General features: G+C 73.5%; 11 protein-coding genes and 1 pseudogene. 6 read left to right on the forward strand and 6 right to left on the reverse strand.

From position 1 onward, the window contains the following. Positions 1 to 16: 16 nt before the first annotated feature. From FRAQA3DRAFT_RS01970 to FRAQA3DRAFT_RS01990, 5 genes are all read right to left on the reverse strand, one after another. On the reverse strand, positions 17 to 1,498 hold the full coding sequence (locus FRAQA3DRAFT_RS01970) for a P-loop ATPase, Sll1717 family (protein WP_009737390.1): 1,482 nt from the start codon (positions 1,496 to 1,498) through the stop codon (positions 17 to 19). Positions 1,499 to 1,956: 458 nt separating this feature from the next. Then, positions 1,957 to 2,856 (reverse strand): FadR/GntR family transcriptional regulator, encoded by a 900-nt coding sequence (locus tag FRAQA3DRAFT_RS01975; RefSeq protein WP_009737391.1) that lies wholly within the window; start codon positions 2,854 to 2,856, stop codon positions 1,957 to 1,959. A gap of 325 nt (positions 2,857 to 3,181) precedes the next feature. Next, a complete protein-coding gene (locus tag FRAQA3DRAFT_RS37960; RefSeq protein ID WP_051054097.1) occupies positions 3,182 to 4,606 on the reverse strand; it encodes a hotdog fold thioesterase in 1,425 nt (474 codons plus the stop codon). 165 nt (positions 4,607 to 4,771) lie between these two features. Continuing rightward, positions 4,772 to 5,329, reverse strand: coding sequence for a carboxymuconolactone decarboxylase family protein (locus FRAQA3DRAFT_RS01985; RefSeq protein WP_009737393.1), 558 nt, complete (start codon positions 5,327 to 5,329; stop codon positions 4,772 to 4,774). Next, positions 5,329 to 5,892, reverse strand: coding sequence for a peroxiredoxin (locus FRAQA3DRAFT_RS01990; RefSeq protein WP_009737394.1), 564 nt, complete (start codon positions 5,890 to 5,892; stop codon positions 5,329 to 5,331). Before FRAQA3DRAFT_RS01990 ends, FRAQA3DRAFT_RS01985 begins: the two co-directional genes overlap by 1 nt. 143 nt (positions 5,893 to 6,035) lie before the next feature. Here FRAQA3DRAFT_RS01990 and FRAQA3DRAFT_RS01995 point away from each other — a divergent pair, with 143 nt between their 5' ends. The 5 genes and pseudogenes from FRAQA3DRAFT_RS01995 to FRAQA3DRAFT_RS36520 form a co-directional block, all read left to right on the forward strand. After that, positions 6,036 to 7,007 carry a LysR substrate-binding domain-containing protein gene (locus tag FRAQA3DRAFT_RS01995; protein WP_009737395.1) on the forward strand — a complete coding sequence of 324 codons (972 nt, stop codon included), beginning with the start codon at positions 6,036 to 6,038 and terminating at the stop codon, positions 7,005 to 7,007. 451 nt (positions 7,008 to 7,458) lie between these two features. Next, positions 7,459 to 10,035, forward strand: a complete 2,577-nt coding sequence (locus FRAQA3DRAFT_RS02000) for a carboxylate--amine ligase/circularly permuted type 2 ATP-grasp protein (RefSeq protein WP_009737396.1) — start codon at positions 7,459 to 7,461, stop codon at positions 10,033 to 10,035. A gap of 214 nt (positions 10,036 to 10,249) precedes the next feature. Then, positions 10,250 to 12,034: an N-acetylglutaminylglutamine amidotransferase gene (locus FRAQA3DRAFT_RS02005; protein WP_009737397.1), complete on the forward strand. Its 1,785-nt coding sequence runs from the start codon at positions 10,250 to 10,252 to the stop codon at positions 12,032 to 12,034. A 14-nt stretch (positions 12,035 to 12,048) separates the two neighbouring features. Further along, positions 12,049 to 12,858, forward strand: coding sequence for a hypothetical protein (locus FRAQA3DRAFT_RS38335; protein WP_198287011.1), 810 nt, complete (start codon positions 12,049 to 12,051; stop codon positions 12,856 to 12,858). Positions 12,859 to 13,314: 456 nt separating this feature from the next. Beyond that, positions 13,315 to 14,367 (forward strand): annotated as a pseudogene (locus FRAQA3DRAFT_RS36520) (alpha/beta hydrolase family protein); the annotation flags it as partial. Between the two features lie 33 nt (positions 14,368 to 14,400). On the opposite strand, the gene FRAQA3DRAFT_RS36525 reads toward FRAQA3DRAFT_RS36520, so the two are convergent. Further along, positions 14,401 to 14,973: a GNAT family N-acetyltransferase gene (locus FRAQA3DRAFT_RS36525; RefSeq protein ID WP_232292078.1), complete on the reverse strand. Its 573-nt coding sequence runs from the start codon at positions 14,971 to 14,973 to the stop codon at positions 14,401 to 14,403. A gap of 342 nt (positions 14,974 to 15,315) precedes the next feature. Here FRAQA3DRAFT_RS36525 and FRAQA3DRAFT_RS02020 point away from each other — a divergent pair, with 342 nt between their 5' ends. Beyond that, on the forward strand, positions 15,316 to 15,741 hold the full coding sequence (locus tag FRAQA3DRAFT_RS02020) for a GNAT family N-acetyltransferase (protein WP_035920465.1): 426 nt from the start codon (positions 15,316 to 15,318) through the stop codon (positions 15,739 to 15,741). The last annotated feature ends 20 nt before the right edge of the window (positions 15,742 to 15,761 follow it).

The raw sequence follows: 15,761 nt of genomic DNA on the forward strand, positions 1-15,761 counted from the left end.
CGCGGACGCCGGCATTTCATCGATCGACGACGTAACGGTGGAACATCGGGTGGAGCGCGAACTCGGTAACGCTGTGCAGGGCGGGCCGAGGACGCCGGGGCCGGCGGACCTCGGCGGTCCGCGCCGCCTGGTGGGGCGCGGCGCCGACCGGCAGCTGCTCGCGGTCGGTGGCGGTATCGCCGGCAGGGATGAGGAAACCGACGTTCCACAGCACCTCGAGGATCACCTCCGGCTCCCGGCTGTCGACCCACGGCCGGGCCTCCGGCGCCGTGTGCACCGCCCCGGTGGCCAGGTCCAGCAGGAACAGCTCCAGGTCCGCGCGGCTCCAGACGTCCGGGCCGGCGCGGAACGTCTGGAAGACGCCGAGCAGGCCGGGATGCTGGAACCGGTACTCGGCGGCAATGTCGCGCGACCGCTCGGCCGAATACGTCGATTCGACCGCCTGAATGTCCCGTGGGGTGATCCGGACCGACTTGCGGGAGCTGTGCGCGCGGGCGTGGTCGAGGGCGTGGCTGCAGTACTGGATGATTTCCCGGGGACGACACAGCGAACGGTCGGTCATGTACCGGAACGACCACAGCGGCCTGGTGAAGACCGCACCCCAGCAGTCATCGTCATTGCGGCCCTTCAGGTCGGGGACCGTATGGCGGATGCGGCCGGCTATCATCTTCCAGAGCCCGTCCTCGTCCCAGGAGATGACCTCGATGAGATCGCGGAACTTCTGGGCGTCGTCGTATATCGCGGGAATGCTGTCGTAGAGCTCCTGCCGTAGCGACATGCAGATCGTCAGGTCCGGCGAGAGATCATTGATCGACATGCAGGCCTGGAACAGGCCCGCGACGAATGCCTGGGCGTCCTCGGAGGCGTCCCAGCCCCGGTCCAGCTCGTCGACGAGCACCGTCACCCGGCTGCGTTCGCACAGGCGGACCAGTGGGGGCAGCAGATGTTCGATTTCCTGGAGTTTGTAGAGGTACTGCAACTCCCGGGTGCGGACGCCGGCCTCATACCGGCCTATCTTCACCGACTCGATCCGGCGAAGATAGGAGACGAAGGCGTCGAAGGCGCTCGTCGCGCCGGCCGCGTGGTGATCCCGCAGGTAGGTGTGGATCTGGCTTTCCGCGCCGCGCCGCAGCCGGCCGTGTCGGCGGGTCAGCTCCTTCATGATCAGTATGAGGATCAGGTACTTCCAGGCCGTCGCGTAGGCGCCCAGCTTCGCCCACGCGCCGTCCAGCTCGCGGGTCATGGCGGAGCTGAGGAACTCGTAGGAGTAATCCTCCGGGGCCAGCTCGATCACCGATCGGCCCGCATCCCGCTGCCGGTGCGCCATGGTCTTGAAGATCGCACTCTTGCCGGCGCCCCGATTCGCGACCAGGATCGTCTTCGTCCCCGAGCTCAGCTGGTTGTATGCGGAGGACTCGATGAAATAGGAGTCGAGCCCCCGACGGATGTCCCGTTCCGCGGCTGCCGCGCCGAAGCTGAGGCGTGCAAGGTCGACCATCAGGACCCTTTCGGCCGAACGCCAGCGCGTTGCCCGAGTCTGAACGCTTGTGACGATACCGCGAACACCGCCGCATCGCGGGCGAATTATTTTCGGCTATACGCGTTCCGCGCCCTCGGGACGGCGTGGTTCCGTGCATCCGGCCGCAGTCCATGCAGGTCGGAGTACATGCGGATCGGGTCGATCCGGTAGGGGGATTGCCGCCTCCCGGCCGCGGGAGGCGGCCGGAGCCGCTGGCGACTGCTCCCGGAATCTGCGAAAAGTCCGTATTGATGTCGCGCCTGGCGCACGCACGGCTCCGGCCGCTGCCGGGACTGTCGTGCTCAGGTTCCCCGCGCCGGGAATGCCGGGCGGGTCGCGACGGCCGACCCGGCCGGCGGGCCCGGTCACGGCCTCCTCGGCGCGGCCGAGCTCCGGGGGACCGGCGGGTGATCCGCGGGTGGCCCGGGGTTCGGGTGTCAGTCGCCGAGGAGGTCGAGGGGGGTGGTGGGTTGGTGGGGGGTGTGGGGGGTGGTGGTGAGGTGGTGGCGCCAGAGGGTTTCGGCGGCGTCGGGGTCGTGGTTGGTGAGGTGGGTGAGGAGTTGGTGGTGGGTGGTGTGTTGGTGGCGCAGGGTGGTGAGGTCGGGGGTGGGGGTGGGGGTGTCGGGGGTGGTGGCGTCGAGGATGTGCCGGAGCATGCTGGTGATCATGGTGAGGGTGTGGTTGGCGGGGGTGGTGAGCAGGAGGGTGTGGAAGTTCAGGTGGTGGGTGTGGATGTCGGTGGGGTTGGGGTGGGGGGCGGCGAGGGCGTGGTCGGTGGTGGTGAGGTGGGTGGTGAGGTGGGTGAGGTGGGTGGGGGTGGCGGTGGTGGCGAGTAGGCGGATGGCGGTGGGTTCGAGGTGGGTGTGGGCGGTGTGGATGTCGGCGAGGGTGGTGTGTTGGTGTTCGAGGACGAGGGCGGTGTAGCGGGCGGCGACGTGGCCGTTGGGGGTGTGGACGCGGGCGCCGCCGTGGGCGCCGCGGCGGACGCTGATGAGGGCTTCGGATTCGAGGACGCGGAAGGCTTCGCGCAGGGTGGGGCGGGAGACGCCGAACTGTTCCATGAGGACGGCTTCGGGGGGGAGGGCGTCGCCTTCGTGGAGTTCGCCGCGGACGATCTGGCGGCGTAGGTGGGCGGCGACGAGTTCGGCGGTCTTGGGAACGCGGACGTGCTGGCCGACGCGGTTCGTCGCGAGCAGCGGGCCGGACAGCGTGCGGGTCGGCATCCCGGATGACCCGGCCGTGGCCGCCGCACTGTCCGGCCCGCCGGCGCGGGCGAGGCGCACCGGGTGCGGCGCGATGCGAGGTGTCGAGGTGTCGGTCGGCTGCGTTAACGACATGATCTCGTGTTCCCCCTGGTGGTGGCTGCCCGGCCGGGTACGCCCCGGGTTTCGAGCTGCGACTATTGATGTACGGATAGTGGTCGCTGCGATGAGTTGGCTACGAACCGTGCTTACAAAGTCGCATTGTGGCAGCGTGGCGGAACCTGGCATGGGCGGGGTTGGCGGAATACCACGCTGTGATACGAGCTCTGTTACTCAGAGTACATAAGGCTGTCGACATGTCATCCGCGTACCGAGCTGATCACTTCGGGCCGGGGCGGGTCCGACGAAACCCGGATCGCGACGACTGCGATGCCGTTGACCAGGGATGTCGTCTTGGCTGTCAGCGCAGCGTGGTACGCGAGACGAGGAAGCGCGCCAGGACGCTCGGCCGGGACCCGAGGGTCCCGATCTCGGCATCGACTACAGCCAGTCGCCGGCCGACGTGCCGCACCGCGACCGCCGCCTCGACCTCACCGTCGAGGGGCAGGGACCGGATGAACGTCACATCCATCGACATCACCTGGATGGCGGAGCCCGCGGGCAGCACCCTGCCCAGCGCCGCCGACACCGCCGCGTCGGCGACCGCGCAGCCGGCCCCGCCGTGCACCGAGCCGAACAGGTTCGCCAGCCACGCCTCGGGGCGGAACCGCACCCACGCCCGGTCCCCGTCGACGCGCACGGTGGCCGCAAGCATGGCCAGCAGGGGATGATCGTCCGCAGCGGCGGACACGGGCGCCGCCGGGTCGCCCGCCGGCGCGGCCGTCACCTCCCCGGGGGCCACTCCCGTCGCAGCTGCGACCTGCGTGCCGACCGCCGGCTGCCCGCCCTTCGCCGTGGCCACCGGCACGATCGAGCACACCGCCGTCATCACCGCCATCACCCGGCCGTCGGCGGCGGTGATGGTCCCGGCCGCCCGGCGCACCGCCGGACGCGGAGCCCTCGGCCGGCTCGGATCCGCGACCGCGGCGCCCCGGCTCGGCGGCGCCTCGCCGTCCTCGGCGGGCGCCCACGCCTGGGCGTAGAGAAGCAGGCCGTCGACGCCCTGCGCCGCGCCGGTCACCGCCGGCCCACTCGACCGGTGCGCAGCATCCCGCCGGGTCGCGACCGTCGGTGCGCTCGGCGCCGCCGGGTCGCCCGAGGTGACCATGGCGTCCGGCTGCGGCGCGCTTTCGCGCGTGGACGTGATGGCTGCCCGCGACGCCGCCGCGGCTGGCGGGACGGCGTCGCGGCCGGGTGGGATGCGCGGGGTGGTCGGGCTGATCGGCCCACCGAGCGCCACGGCGGCCACCGGGATCGGTACCGGCGGGTGGGGCCACTCGCCGCGGGTCTCCAGGTGCAGGCTCGCCGCGAGCACGTCGCCGTCCGCGCGGCCGGCGACGGCCGCGGTGAGGGCGGTCTCGGCGAGCACGGCGAGCGCCCCGGTCGTCAGGCCCGTGCCCGCGCCGCGCAGCCAGGCGGGCACGGCCATCCGAAAGAGCACGCCACCGTCAGGTGAGGCGCTCCGGTCGGCCACGCCGCTCCCGCCGGTCCCGTCGGCCATGCCGGTCCCGTCGGCCATGCCGGTCGCGCCGGCGAGGGCGTCCGAGGCGCCGGCGGGTTCGACCGCCACCACCCCGGCCCGGTGCGGGAAGGGGGACGGCCCGAGGGGTCGAGGGTCGGCCTGCGCCGGGTGGGAGCGGGCCGGGTTTCGCGGGTGGACGGGGTCGCGCAGCGCCATCGCCGGCTGTGCCTGCTCCTGCCTGGCTGTGGTGATCTCCCCGTGCACTGCTCCTGTCTAGCAGGATCAGCGGACTTTCTGTCCTCACGAACCCCTAGGTGATTTCTGTCACGTGCGTGGGGACGGAACGACTCCGAAACGAATCCGCAACCCGCTGCCCGGCGTATGTTGTCCGCCCGCGCCGGACCCGGCGCGGGCGGCAGGCGCTCGGCCTCAGACCGCGGCGGCGACCTGGCCGATGCCGCTGGAGGTCTCCAGGGCCTCGATGGTCACCGCGACCGCGTGCACCACCGAGGCGACCCGGATCGCGTCCTGGATCACCTCGCGGGCGACCCCGCGGTCGCGCAGCTCGTGCTCGTGGGCGGTCAGGCAGCGGCCGCAGCCGTTGACCGCGGAGACCGCCAGTGACCACAGCTCGAAGTCGACCTTGTCGACGCCCGGGTGGGCGATGGCGTTCATCCGCAGCCCGGCCCGCAGCCGGGAGTACTCCTCGTCCTCCAGCAGGTGCAGGCTGCGGTAGTAGATGTTGTTCATCGCCATCAGCGCCGCCGCGGTACGCGCCGCGGTGGCCGATTCGGCGCTGAGGTGGTCGAGCGCCTCGGGCTCCAGCTCGACCAGCGCGGTGCGCCCGCGGCTGGCGATCGCCGCCGCGAGCACCGTGCCCCACAGCTGCTGGGAGGACAGGTTCGACTGGCTGGTCACCGAGCCGAGGTTGAGGCGCAGGTCCCTGGCGTAGTCGGGAAGCAGCTCCCGCAGGCGGGCGACGGCCATCAGACCGCCACCTCGACGGGGGCGGGCGCCGCGGCGCCCAGTGTCGCCTGGCCCTTCTGCCAGTTGCAGGGGCACAGCTCGTCGGTCTGCAGCGCATCGAGCACGCGCAGGACCTCCGCCGGGTTCCGCCCGACGCTGCCCGCGGTGACCATGACGAACTGGATGACGTTGTCCGGGTCGACGATGAAGGTCGCCCGCTGCGCGACGCCGTCGTCGCCGAGCACGCCGGCGGCGGCGGTCAGGTCCTTGCGGATGTCGGAGAGCATCGGGAAAGGCAGGTCGGTCAGGTCCGGGTGGTTCTGCCGCCACGCCAGGTGGACGTACTCGCTGTCCGTGGACACGCCGAGGACCTGGGCGTCCCGGTCGGTGAACTCGTCGTTGAGCCGGCCGAACGCGGCGATCTCGGTCGGACACACGAACGTGAAGTCCTTCGGCCAGAAGAACACGACGCGCCACGTGCCGGGGCGGCTGATGGCGGTCTCCCGGACGAAGGCGGTGTCGGGGTCGTTGGAGACGACTCCGGTCAGGTCGTAGGCGGGGAAGGTGTCGCCGACGGTCAGCACTGTCGGGGTGCTCCTCTCTCAGGCGGTGATCGGGTCTCGGGCGGTGATCGGGTCTCGGGCGGTGATCGGGTACGACCTCACTCTCGCGACCGTCGACTCAGAAGGGAAATCGAAAGATTCGGCAAGTTTGATAGCCTCGATCTATGGCTACTCCTCAGCCGACGCTCACCCAGCTGCGTGCGCTCGTCGGTGTCGCCGACCACCGGCACTTCGGCCGGGCGGCGGCGGCGCTGCACGTGAGCCAGCCGACCCTGTCCAGCGCGATCGCGGCGCTGGAGCGCACCCTCGGCGTCCAGCTCGTCGAGCGCACCACCCGCAGCGTGCTGCTCACCGCGGTGGGCGAACAGATCGTCGCGCGGGCCCGGGGCGTGCTCGGCGCGGTCGACGACATCGCCGAGGTCGCGGTGCGGGCCCGTGCCCCCCTGACCGGCGACCTCCGGCTCGGGGTCATCCCCACCGTGGCGCCCTACCTGCTGCCGCGGCTGCTGCCCACGTTGCGCGGGCGCTGGCCGCAGGCGAGCCTGCGGCTGCGCGAGGCGCAGACCGCCACCCTGCTGGCGGAGCTGCGTGGCGGCGCGCTCGACCTGGCGCTGCTCGCGCTGCCCAACGACGAGCCGGGCATCACCGAGATCCCGCTCTACGACGAGGACTTCGTCCTCGTGACGCCCGCCGAGCATCCGCTGGCCGGCGGCAGCGCCGTTCCCGTCGCCGGCCTCGCCGGGCAGGACGTGCTCCTGCTGGAGGACGGGCACTGCTTCCGGGCGCAGGCGCTGGAGGTCTGCCGCGAGGCCGGGGCGCGGGAGCGGGCCACGCTGCGCGCGGCCAGCCTGTCCACGATCGTCCAGATGGTCGCCGGTGGGCTGGGGCTCACGCTGCTGCCCGCCGCCGCCGTCGGGGTCGAGGTGGGGGAGGGGCGCGGCCTCGCGGTCGCCACGTTCCGCCGCCCGGCGCCGCACCGGCGCATCGGCCTGGCCTACCGGGCGACCTCGGCGCGCGTCGTCGACTGGGACCTGCTGGCCGCGGAGGTCCGCGCCGCGCTGCCCGGGACGGACCTGGAACTCAGTCCGGTCCCGGTCCCGGTCCCGGTCCCGGCTCCCGGCCCTGCTTCGGCTTAGCCTTCCCGCTCGGCGACGATCGGCGGTCGGACGGCTGCGCCGCGCGGCGACAACGCCCGCCGCCGGGTCCGGCGAAAAATCCGGGGTAACCTGCGCCGGGTGAACACCGCGGCTACGCCGCGCGGCGTCCCACGCCGCTTTCGGTGAGTGGTCGGCACATGTTCATCCCCGCTCCTCCCCGACTAAATGCTGCGGGCTTCGTCACGTTTTATCGACGGCCGACGGGACAGGGACTCAAGCGTCCGCGACCGGCTGCCCGCCGGCGTCCGGCCGACGGGTCGGACCGAGGCGATCGCACAGGTGGGTCGCGGCACCACGGCTGGCTGGGGTCGGGACGCCGGCCACGACAAAGGTGGTGCACGTGTCCGTGCCGAGGCATGCGAGAATTACCGGTATGCGAGATACGTCCGTGTCATGTATGTGTAACCGGCCGGCCGTAGCGTAGCCCGCCATGAGCGACGCACGGAACGTGGCCGTCGGCGTCGAGGAGGAGTTTCACATCCTCGATCTCACCACCCGCCAACTTGTTCCCCGGGCCGAGGAAATACTGCAGAGGCTGGATAAGGATTCGTTCTCTCCGGAACTGTTGAAATCCGTCGTCGAGACGAACAGTCAGCCGACGGTGGATCTGCTGGCACTGCGGTCGAACCTGCTGGATCTGCGCCGCCGGCTGGCCGAGGCGGCGGGCGAGCTGGGGCTCGGGCCGGCGGCGTCGGGCACCGTGCCGATCCTCGACATGGATCTGCTCGACGTCTCCCGGGACGCTCGCTACGAGCAGATGACCGAGGACTACCAGATCGTCGCCCGCGAGCAGCTCATCTGCGGCGCCCAGGTGCACGTCGACGTCGCCGACCGCGATCTCGCCATGGCCGTCGTCGCCTGGACCGCCCCCTGGCTGCCGATGCTGCTGGCCCTGTCGGCCAGCTCGCCGTACTGGCTCGGCGCCGACAGCGGCTACGCGAGCATGCGCACGCTGGTCTGGCAGCGCTGGCCCACCGCCGGCGTCGCCGGGTCGTTCAAGACCGCGGCCGAGTACGACCAGCTCATCGCGGACCTGATCAAGTCCGGCGTGATCAGTGACCCGGGCATGGTGTATTTCGACGTCCGCCCGTCGGCCCACCTGCCCACCGTCGAGCTGCGCATCTGCGACGCCTGCCCGGACGTGGACAACGTCATCCTCATCGCCGGGCTGTTCCGGGCCCTGGTGGGCCGGGCGATCGAGGAGATCGAGGCCGGCGGCCAGGCCCCGCCCCCGCGCGCCGAGCTGCTGCGGGCGGCTACCTGGCGGGCCGCCCGCTCCGGGCTGGAGGGCGACCTCGTCGACATCTTCGGCGCCGGCCCCGTGCCCGCGCGCGCCATGCTGCGCCGGATGCTGGAGGAGGTGCGTCCCCAGCTTGAGCGCTACGACGACTGGGAGCTCATCGACAACCTCGCCGAGCAGGCGGCCGGGCGGGGCAGCTCGGCGCTACGCCAGCGCCGGGCGTTCGCCCGCCGCGGACTGCTCACCGACGTCGCCGACCTGATCCTCGCCGAGACCCGCGACGTCCCGCCGGCCGGCGCGTCGCTCGGGGTCGCGCCCGCGGTGTCGGCGCCCGACCAGATCGCGCCGATCCTGCTGGAGCGCTACCAGCCGACCGGCTACGACGAGGTCGTCGACGAGCACGGCGCCGTGCGCCCCCAGTACCGGGCGGTGATGCGCACCCTGGAGCGGCTCGGGCCCGACGTCCTCGACGAACGGGTCGGCGCCCGCGAGGCCGAGCAGACCGACCGCGGCATCATGTTCCGGGTCAACGGGGACTCGGCGAGCCGGCCGTTCCCCTTCGACATCGTGCCGCGGATCGTCGCCGCCGACGACTGGGCGGTGCTCGGCACGGGGCTCGGCCAGCGGGTCCGCGCGCTGGAGGCGTTCCTGCACGACGTCTACGGCGAGCGGGCCGCCGTCGCGGACGGCATCGTCCCGCCCTGGGTGGTCAACGACGCTCCCGGGCTGCGCCACGGCGGCCGCGCCCCCGGGCGGGACGCGATCCGGATCACCACCGCCGGGATCGACCTCGTCCGCGGCGGCGACGGCGGATGGCTGGTGCTGGAGGACAACCTGCGCGTGCCGTCCGGGATCGCCTACGCCGTCGAGGGCCGCCGGCTCGCCGAGTCGGTGCTGCCCGAGCTCGGGCCGCCGCCGGGCATCCTGCGCCTGGGCACCGTGCCCGCCCTGCTGCACGACGCGCTCGTCGCCGCGGCGCCGCCCGCCGTCACCGGGGAGCCCGCGGTCGCCGTCCTGACCAGCGGGCCGGCGGACTCCGCCTACTTCGAGCACGCCATGCTCGCCGAGGAGATGGGCGTCCCGCTGGTCGAACCCGGCGCGCTGCTCGTCGACGACGACGTCGCCTACCGGGTCGACGACGGCCGGCGCCGCCGCGTCGACGTCCTCTACCGGCGCATCGACGAGGACGAGCTGTTCGGCGCACCGGGTGCGGACGGCGCCCCGCTCGGCCCGGCGCTGCTGCGGGTGGTCCGGGCCGGGCGGTTGAGCGTCGCGAACGCGCCGGGCAACGGCATCGGCGACGACAAGGTCGTCTACGCCTACGTGCCCCGGATGGTCACCTACTACCTGGGGGAGCAGCCGGTCCTCGACGACGTCCCGACCTACGTCTGCGGCGATCCGGAGCAGTGCGAGCACGTGCTGGCCAACCTCGACCAGCTCGTCGTCAAGCCGGTCGACGGCTTCGGCGGCTCCGGCGTCGTGATCGGCCCGCACGCCGAGCCCTACCAGCTCACCGCCGTCCGGGAGCGGATCCTGGCCGACCCGCGGCGCTGGATCGGCCAGGAGGTGGTCTCCCTGTCCACCCATCCGACCTGGCACGACAGCCACCTCGAACCGTGCGCGGTGGACCTGCGGGTGTTCGTCTACGCCGGGGCCGAGCCGGTCGTGGTGCCCGCGGCGCTCAGCCGGGTCGCCCCGCCCGGCAGCCTCATCGTCAACTCCTCCCAGGGCGGCGGCTCCAAGGACACCTGGATCCCGCGCCGCTGAGCGGACCCGTACGACCTGCGTCGTCCCCCGCCGAAGCTCTCGGCGGGGGACGACGGCGTACCGGCGCCGCGAAGCGGTCCTCGGTCGCAACCATGGGGACACGAGTGTGAAATCTCCGGCATCGAAGGTGGACGGGCGACCGTGCACCCTCATGCCGGGCAGGAATGCCCGGGGAATGGATCTCACCTGAACTGACTGATCGACGGGAGCGCACATGTGCGGGCTGAGTGGTGAGCTGAGGTTCGACGGCCGGGGAGCCGACGTCGATGCGGTGGTGCGGATGACGGCCACCATGGTGCCGCGGGGCCCGGACGGCGTGGGCGTGTGGTCGTCGGGACCGGTCGCGTTCGGCCACCGCCGCCTGAAGATCATCGATCTGTCCGAGTGTGGCGCCCAGCCGATGGTCGACAGCGAGCTCGGCCTGACCCTCGTGTTCAACGGGTGCATCTACAACTACCAGGAGCTGCGCGACGAGCTGGCCGCCGCCGGCTACCGCTTCTTCTCCACCTCGGACACCGAGGTGATCGCCAAGGCCTACCACCACTGGGGCACCCGGTGCGTGGACCACTTCGCCGGGATGTTCGCCTTCGCGATCGCCGAGCGCGACACCGGCCGCCTCGTCCTCGCCCGCGACCGGCTCGGGATCAAGCCGCTGTACCTCGCCGCCGACGCCGAACGGCTGCGGTTCGCCTCCACCCTGCCCGCGCTGCTCGCCGGGGGCGGCGTCTCCTCGGACATCGACCTGGTCGCCTTCCACCACTACCTGTCGTTCCACTCGGTGGTGCCGGCGCCGCACACCATCCTCGCCGGGGTGCGCAAGCTGCCCGCCGCCACCGTGCGGGTCGTCGAACCGGACGGGAGCTGGACCGACGAGGTGTACTGGAGTCCGGACTTCACCCGGGACCCCGCGCGCGCCGACTGGACCGCCCGCGACTGGCAGGACGCCATCGCCGAGAAGCTGCGCGTGGCGGTGCGCCGGCGGATGGTCGCCGACGTGCCCGTCGGGGTGCTGCTGTCCGGCGGGCTGGACTCCAGCCTGATCGTCGCGCTGCTGGCCGAGGCCGGCCAGCACGGCCTGGCCACGTTCAGCGTCGGTTTCGAGGCGGCCGGCGGAGAGTCCGGCGACGAGTTCGCCTACTCGGACATCATCGCCAAGCACTTCTCCACCGACCACCACCAGATCCGGGTGCCGGGCAGCCGGCTGCTGCCCGCCGTCGACGCCGCCGTTGCCGCGATGAGCGAACCGATGGTCAGCCACGACTGCGTCGCCTTCTACCTGCTCTCCCAGGAGGTCTCCCGGCACGTCAAGGTCGTGCAGTCCGGGCAGGGCGCCGACGAGGTCTTCGCCGGCTACTCCTGGTACCCGCCGCTGGCCGGCGTCCCGCGTGACCAGGCGGTCGACGCCTACCTGCGGGTCTTCGCCGACCGGCCGCACCGCGACATGCCGGCGATGGTCGAGCCGCACCATCTCATCGAAGCCGACGCCAGCCGGCACTTCGTCGCCTCCCACTTCGCCCGGCCGGGCGCCGGGACGTCCGTCGACGCCGCGCTGCGCCTCGACTCGACGATCATGCTCGTCGACGACCCGGTGAAGCGGGTCGACAACATGACGATGGCCGCGGGCCTGGAGGCGCGTACCCCGTTCCTCGACCACGAGCTGGTCGAGCTCGCCGCGGCCTGCCCGCCCGAGCTCAAGCTCGCCTCCGGCGGCAAGGGCGTGCTCAAGGACATCGGCCGCCCGCTCATGCCGGTCGACGTCATCGACCGGCCCAAGGGGTACTTCCCGGTGCCGGCGATCCGCCACCTGCACGGCCCGTTCCTCGACCGGGTCCGCGACGCGCTCACCGACCCGGCGGCGAAGTCCCGCGGCCTGTTCCGCCCGGCGTGGATCCAGGCGATGCTGGCCGCCCCGAACGACAATCGCACGACCCTCGGCGCGAACGCCCTCTGGCAGGCCGCGCTGCTCGAGATGTGGCTCCAGACCCAAGGGGTGACGTGACCCTAAGGAGTGACATGACCCATGGCTCCCCCCGCGCGTTCGGCAGCCCCACGAGGGCGAACGCCGTGGTCCCGCTGACCCCCGTGCCCCCCCGGACCCCCGGGAGCACGGTGGCCCCCGTGGCCCGCACCCCCAGACCGGGGCATGCCGGCGACCTGCCGGGACCGGGCGACATGGCCCGGCCGCCGGAGTCCGACCGAGCCGCCGAGCGGGCCCGGGCCGGGGAGCGGATGCGGGCGGCCGGCGCGGCCCGCGCCGCGGCCGGCGCAGGCAAGGCCGGGGAGGCTGATCGGGCCGGGAAGGCTGATCGGGCCGGGAAGGCTGATCGGGCGGGAGGGTCGGATCTGGCGCAGGAGTGGGTGGCGGCCGAGGGGGTGCGGGCGCCCGCCCTCGCCCCCGACGGCCGGCTCGCCTACGTCGCGGACGGGCCGGACGGGCCCGCGCTGTGGATCCGGGACGCCGGCGGCCGGCGGCGGCCCGTGGACACCGGCCCCGGGCATGTCCGCGCCGCGTTGTGGTCGCCCGCCGGCGACCTGATCGCCGTGCACGTGGCGCCCGGCGGCGGGGAGCTCACCGAGGTGCGCGTCGTCGCCCCCGACGGCGGCGGCCCGGGCTGGGCTGGCCGGCGGGGACGGCCGCGCCGCCGTGCCGGCCCGCTGGACCGCCGACGGGCTCGCCGTCGTGGTCACCGAGTCCGACCGTGGCGACCGGGCCGGGCGCACCGCCGCCGTGCTGGTCGGTCTCGACGGCCGGCGGGCCCGGCTCGCCGAGGGCATCGCCCTGCAGGTGTGCGACCTCGTCGACCTCGACCCCGCGGTTCGTGATCCACTGGCCGGCTCGTACCGGCTGCTGCTGCGGGAGGGGCCGCGGGGAGTCCGCCGCGCGCTCGTCGTCGACGTCCGGCTCACCCCGCCGCCGCCCGGCTATGCGGCCCACTCGTCGTGGGAGCTGCCCGGCGGCACCGCGACCGTCCTCGCCGGGCGGTTCGCCGCGGGCGGGCGTCGGGTGCTGCTGGTGAGCGACCTCGGCCGCGAGCGGGCCGCCCTGCTCGACGTCCCCGTGGACACCCCCGGCGCCACCGTGGTGATCGCCGAGCGTCCCGACGCCGACGTGGAGCGGTTCGCCCTGCTCGGCCGGCCCGACGCCGACGCCGCCCCCACCCTGGCGCCCCCCACCCTGGCGCCCCTCGCCCTGGCGACCCCCACCCCGACGACCCCCACCCCGACGCGGACGCCGGGACCGGCGCCGGGGGCGGCGGCGGGGGCGGGGGCGGGGGCGAGCGGGCGGTCGTCGTCTGGAACGTGGCGGGACGCAGCGAGCTCACGCTCGTCGACCTGCCGGGCGGCCGGTGCCGGCCGCTGCCGGCGCCGCCCCGCGACGTCGTCACCGCCCTGCTGGCTCGTCCCGGCGGCCGGGAGCTGGTCCTCGCCCTCGACGGCGCCGCGGCGCCCGGGGAGATCTGGACCTGCGACCTGACCGCCCCGGCCGCCGGCCACCCCGTCGGCCACCCCGCCCGCTACCGATGTCTGGTCTCGCACGCCCCCACCCGGGCGGCGGCGCTGGTCCGGCCCGTGCCGCACACCCTGACCGCGCACGACGGCCGGGAGCTGGCCGGCTGGTGGTACCGCCCGCCGACGCCGCCAGGCCCACTGCCGACCCTGATCTACCTGCACGGCGGCCCCGAGGCCCAGGAACGCCCGACGTTCAACCCGCTGTTCCACGCGCTGCTCGCCCGCGGGATCGCCGTGTTCGCGCCGAACGTGCGCGGCTCCACCGGGTTCGGCCGGGCCTTCGAGGAGGCCGATCACATCCATCGCCGTTTCGACGGCATCGAGGACGTGGCGAGCTGCGTGCGGGACCTCGTCGACACCGGCATGGCCGACCCGGAGCGGATCGGGATCGCCGGGCGCTCCTACGGCGGCTACCTGACGCTGGCCGCCCTGGTGCACTTCCCGCAGCTGTTCCGCGTCGGCGTGGACGTCTGCGGCATGGTCGACCTGGAGACGTTCTACCAGCACACCGAGCCGTGGATCGCGGCCTCCGCGGTGACCAAGTACGGCGATCCGGTCACGCAGCCCGCGCTGCTGCGCGCGCTGTCCCCGCTGCACCGGATGAGCGCGCTGGCCGTGCCGCTGCTCGTCGTCCACGGCGAGAACGACACCAACGTTCCGGTGATCGAGGCCGAGCAGACCGTGGCCGCGGCCACCGCCCGTGGCGTCGACTGCCGCTACCTGCTGTTCCCCGGCGAGGGGCACGAGGTCGCCGCGCTGGCCAACCGGGTCCGGTTCGTCCGGGCCGCCGTCGACTGGCTGGCCCCGCACCTGCTCGGCCCGCGGCTGCCGCAGCCGCGCCGCGCCGGGGCCGCCTCAGGCGGTCCGGCAGGTCCGTTCGAGCAGGACGAGCTCGCCGACCTCGTCGTCCTCGGCGCGGCCGATGGTGGTGAAACCCAGACGGGCGGCGACCGCGAGGGCCACCCCGGCGTGGGGCGGCAGGGTCATCAGCGCCCGGCGCACCCGAGGCTCGCGGAAGGCCCAGTCCAGCAGCAGGCAGCCGCTCTCGACGGCGTAGCCGCGCCCGGTGTGCCCGGCGAACGTCGTCTGGCCGAAGGTGACGCAGCCGTCGGCGTCGGGTGGACCGCCGAGGCCGGGTGAGGCGACTGCCGTGCCGGTGGCCCGTTCGACGGCCAGCCACGTCCACCAGCCGGCGGCCGCCGACTCGGTCAGCGACCGGTTGCGAACCGGGCCGAGGGCGGCGTCGAGCAGCGGGGGCGGGTGGATGGCGGCGGTGATCCGGGTGCCGGTGAGCGACTCCAGCTCGCCGCACCGCCCGGCCCGCAGCGCGCCGATGCCGGCCACCGTCAGCGGCCGCAGGACCAGCCGCGGGCCACGCAGCGCCGGTTCGGCGACGATTCCGGCCGACGACCGCCCGCCGTGGTCCATCCGGCTGCCCTCCACGCCCTTCACCCCGCCCCGGATCTCACCCCGTGTCGGCTTCACCACGGCGCCGCCATCGCGCCGCGTCCCGGGACAGCCCGCCGCAGGCCGGCGGCGGACGGCCCGAAGGCCGCAGCAGGGTAGCCCGCGGTCGCACCCGGGGGCGAATCATTTTCCGGACGGGCCGCGGGAGCCGGACGGGCCGCGGGAGGGAGGGACGCGCAGGCCATGGCCGGCGGGCTGGACCCGTCCGCCGGAGCCGGCGGCACGGCCGCGGTGACCGATTCCACCGGTGCCGGCCGGACCTCAGCACACACATCACCTGATGGCACTGACACAATACGGCCCGTGAAAATCGAGGAGTTGGAGGCGGAGCGGACCTGGTTGGCATTTGACCCGATGCGCCAGCTACGCCCGCATCTGACGTCGACGGGGTTCGTCAGGCTCGTCAACGAGGTGCAGCGGCCCGAAGGCTACCGTCTCGTCGCGTCCTGGGACGGGGAGCTCGGCCGGGTCGTCGCCGCGCTCGGCTTCCGGCAGGTGAACTCGTTGGCCGCCGGGCGGCACCTGGCCATCGACGACCTCACGACCCTGCTCGCCGCGCGCGGGCGGGGTCACGCCACCCGGCTGCTCGCCTGGACGGAGCGGGAGGCTCGCCGGCTCGGCTGCGAGCACATCCACCTCGACACCGACACCCACCGTCACGAGGCACACCGCCTCGCCCTGCGCGCCGGCTACTCCATCTCCGCGTTCCACCTCACCCGCCGCGTCTAGAGGAACGGGCTAAGGCTCGG

Source organism: Frankia sp. QA3, assembly GCF_000262465.1.
Lineage (GTDB): Bacteria > Actinomycetota > Actinomycetes > Frankiales > Frankiaceae > Frankia.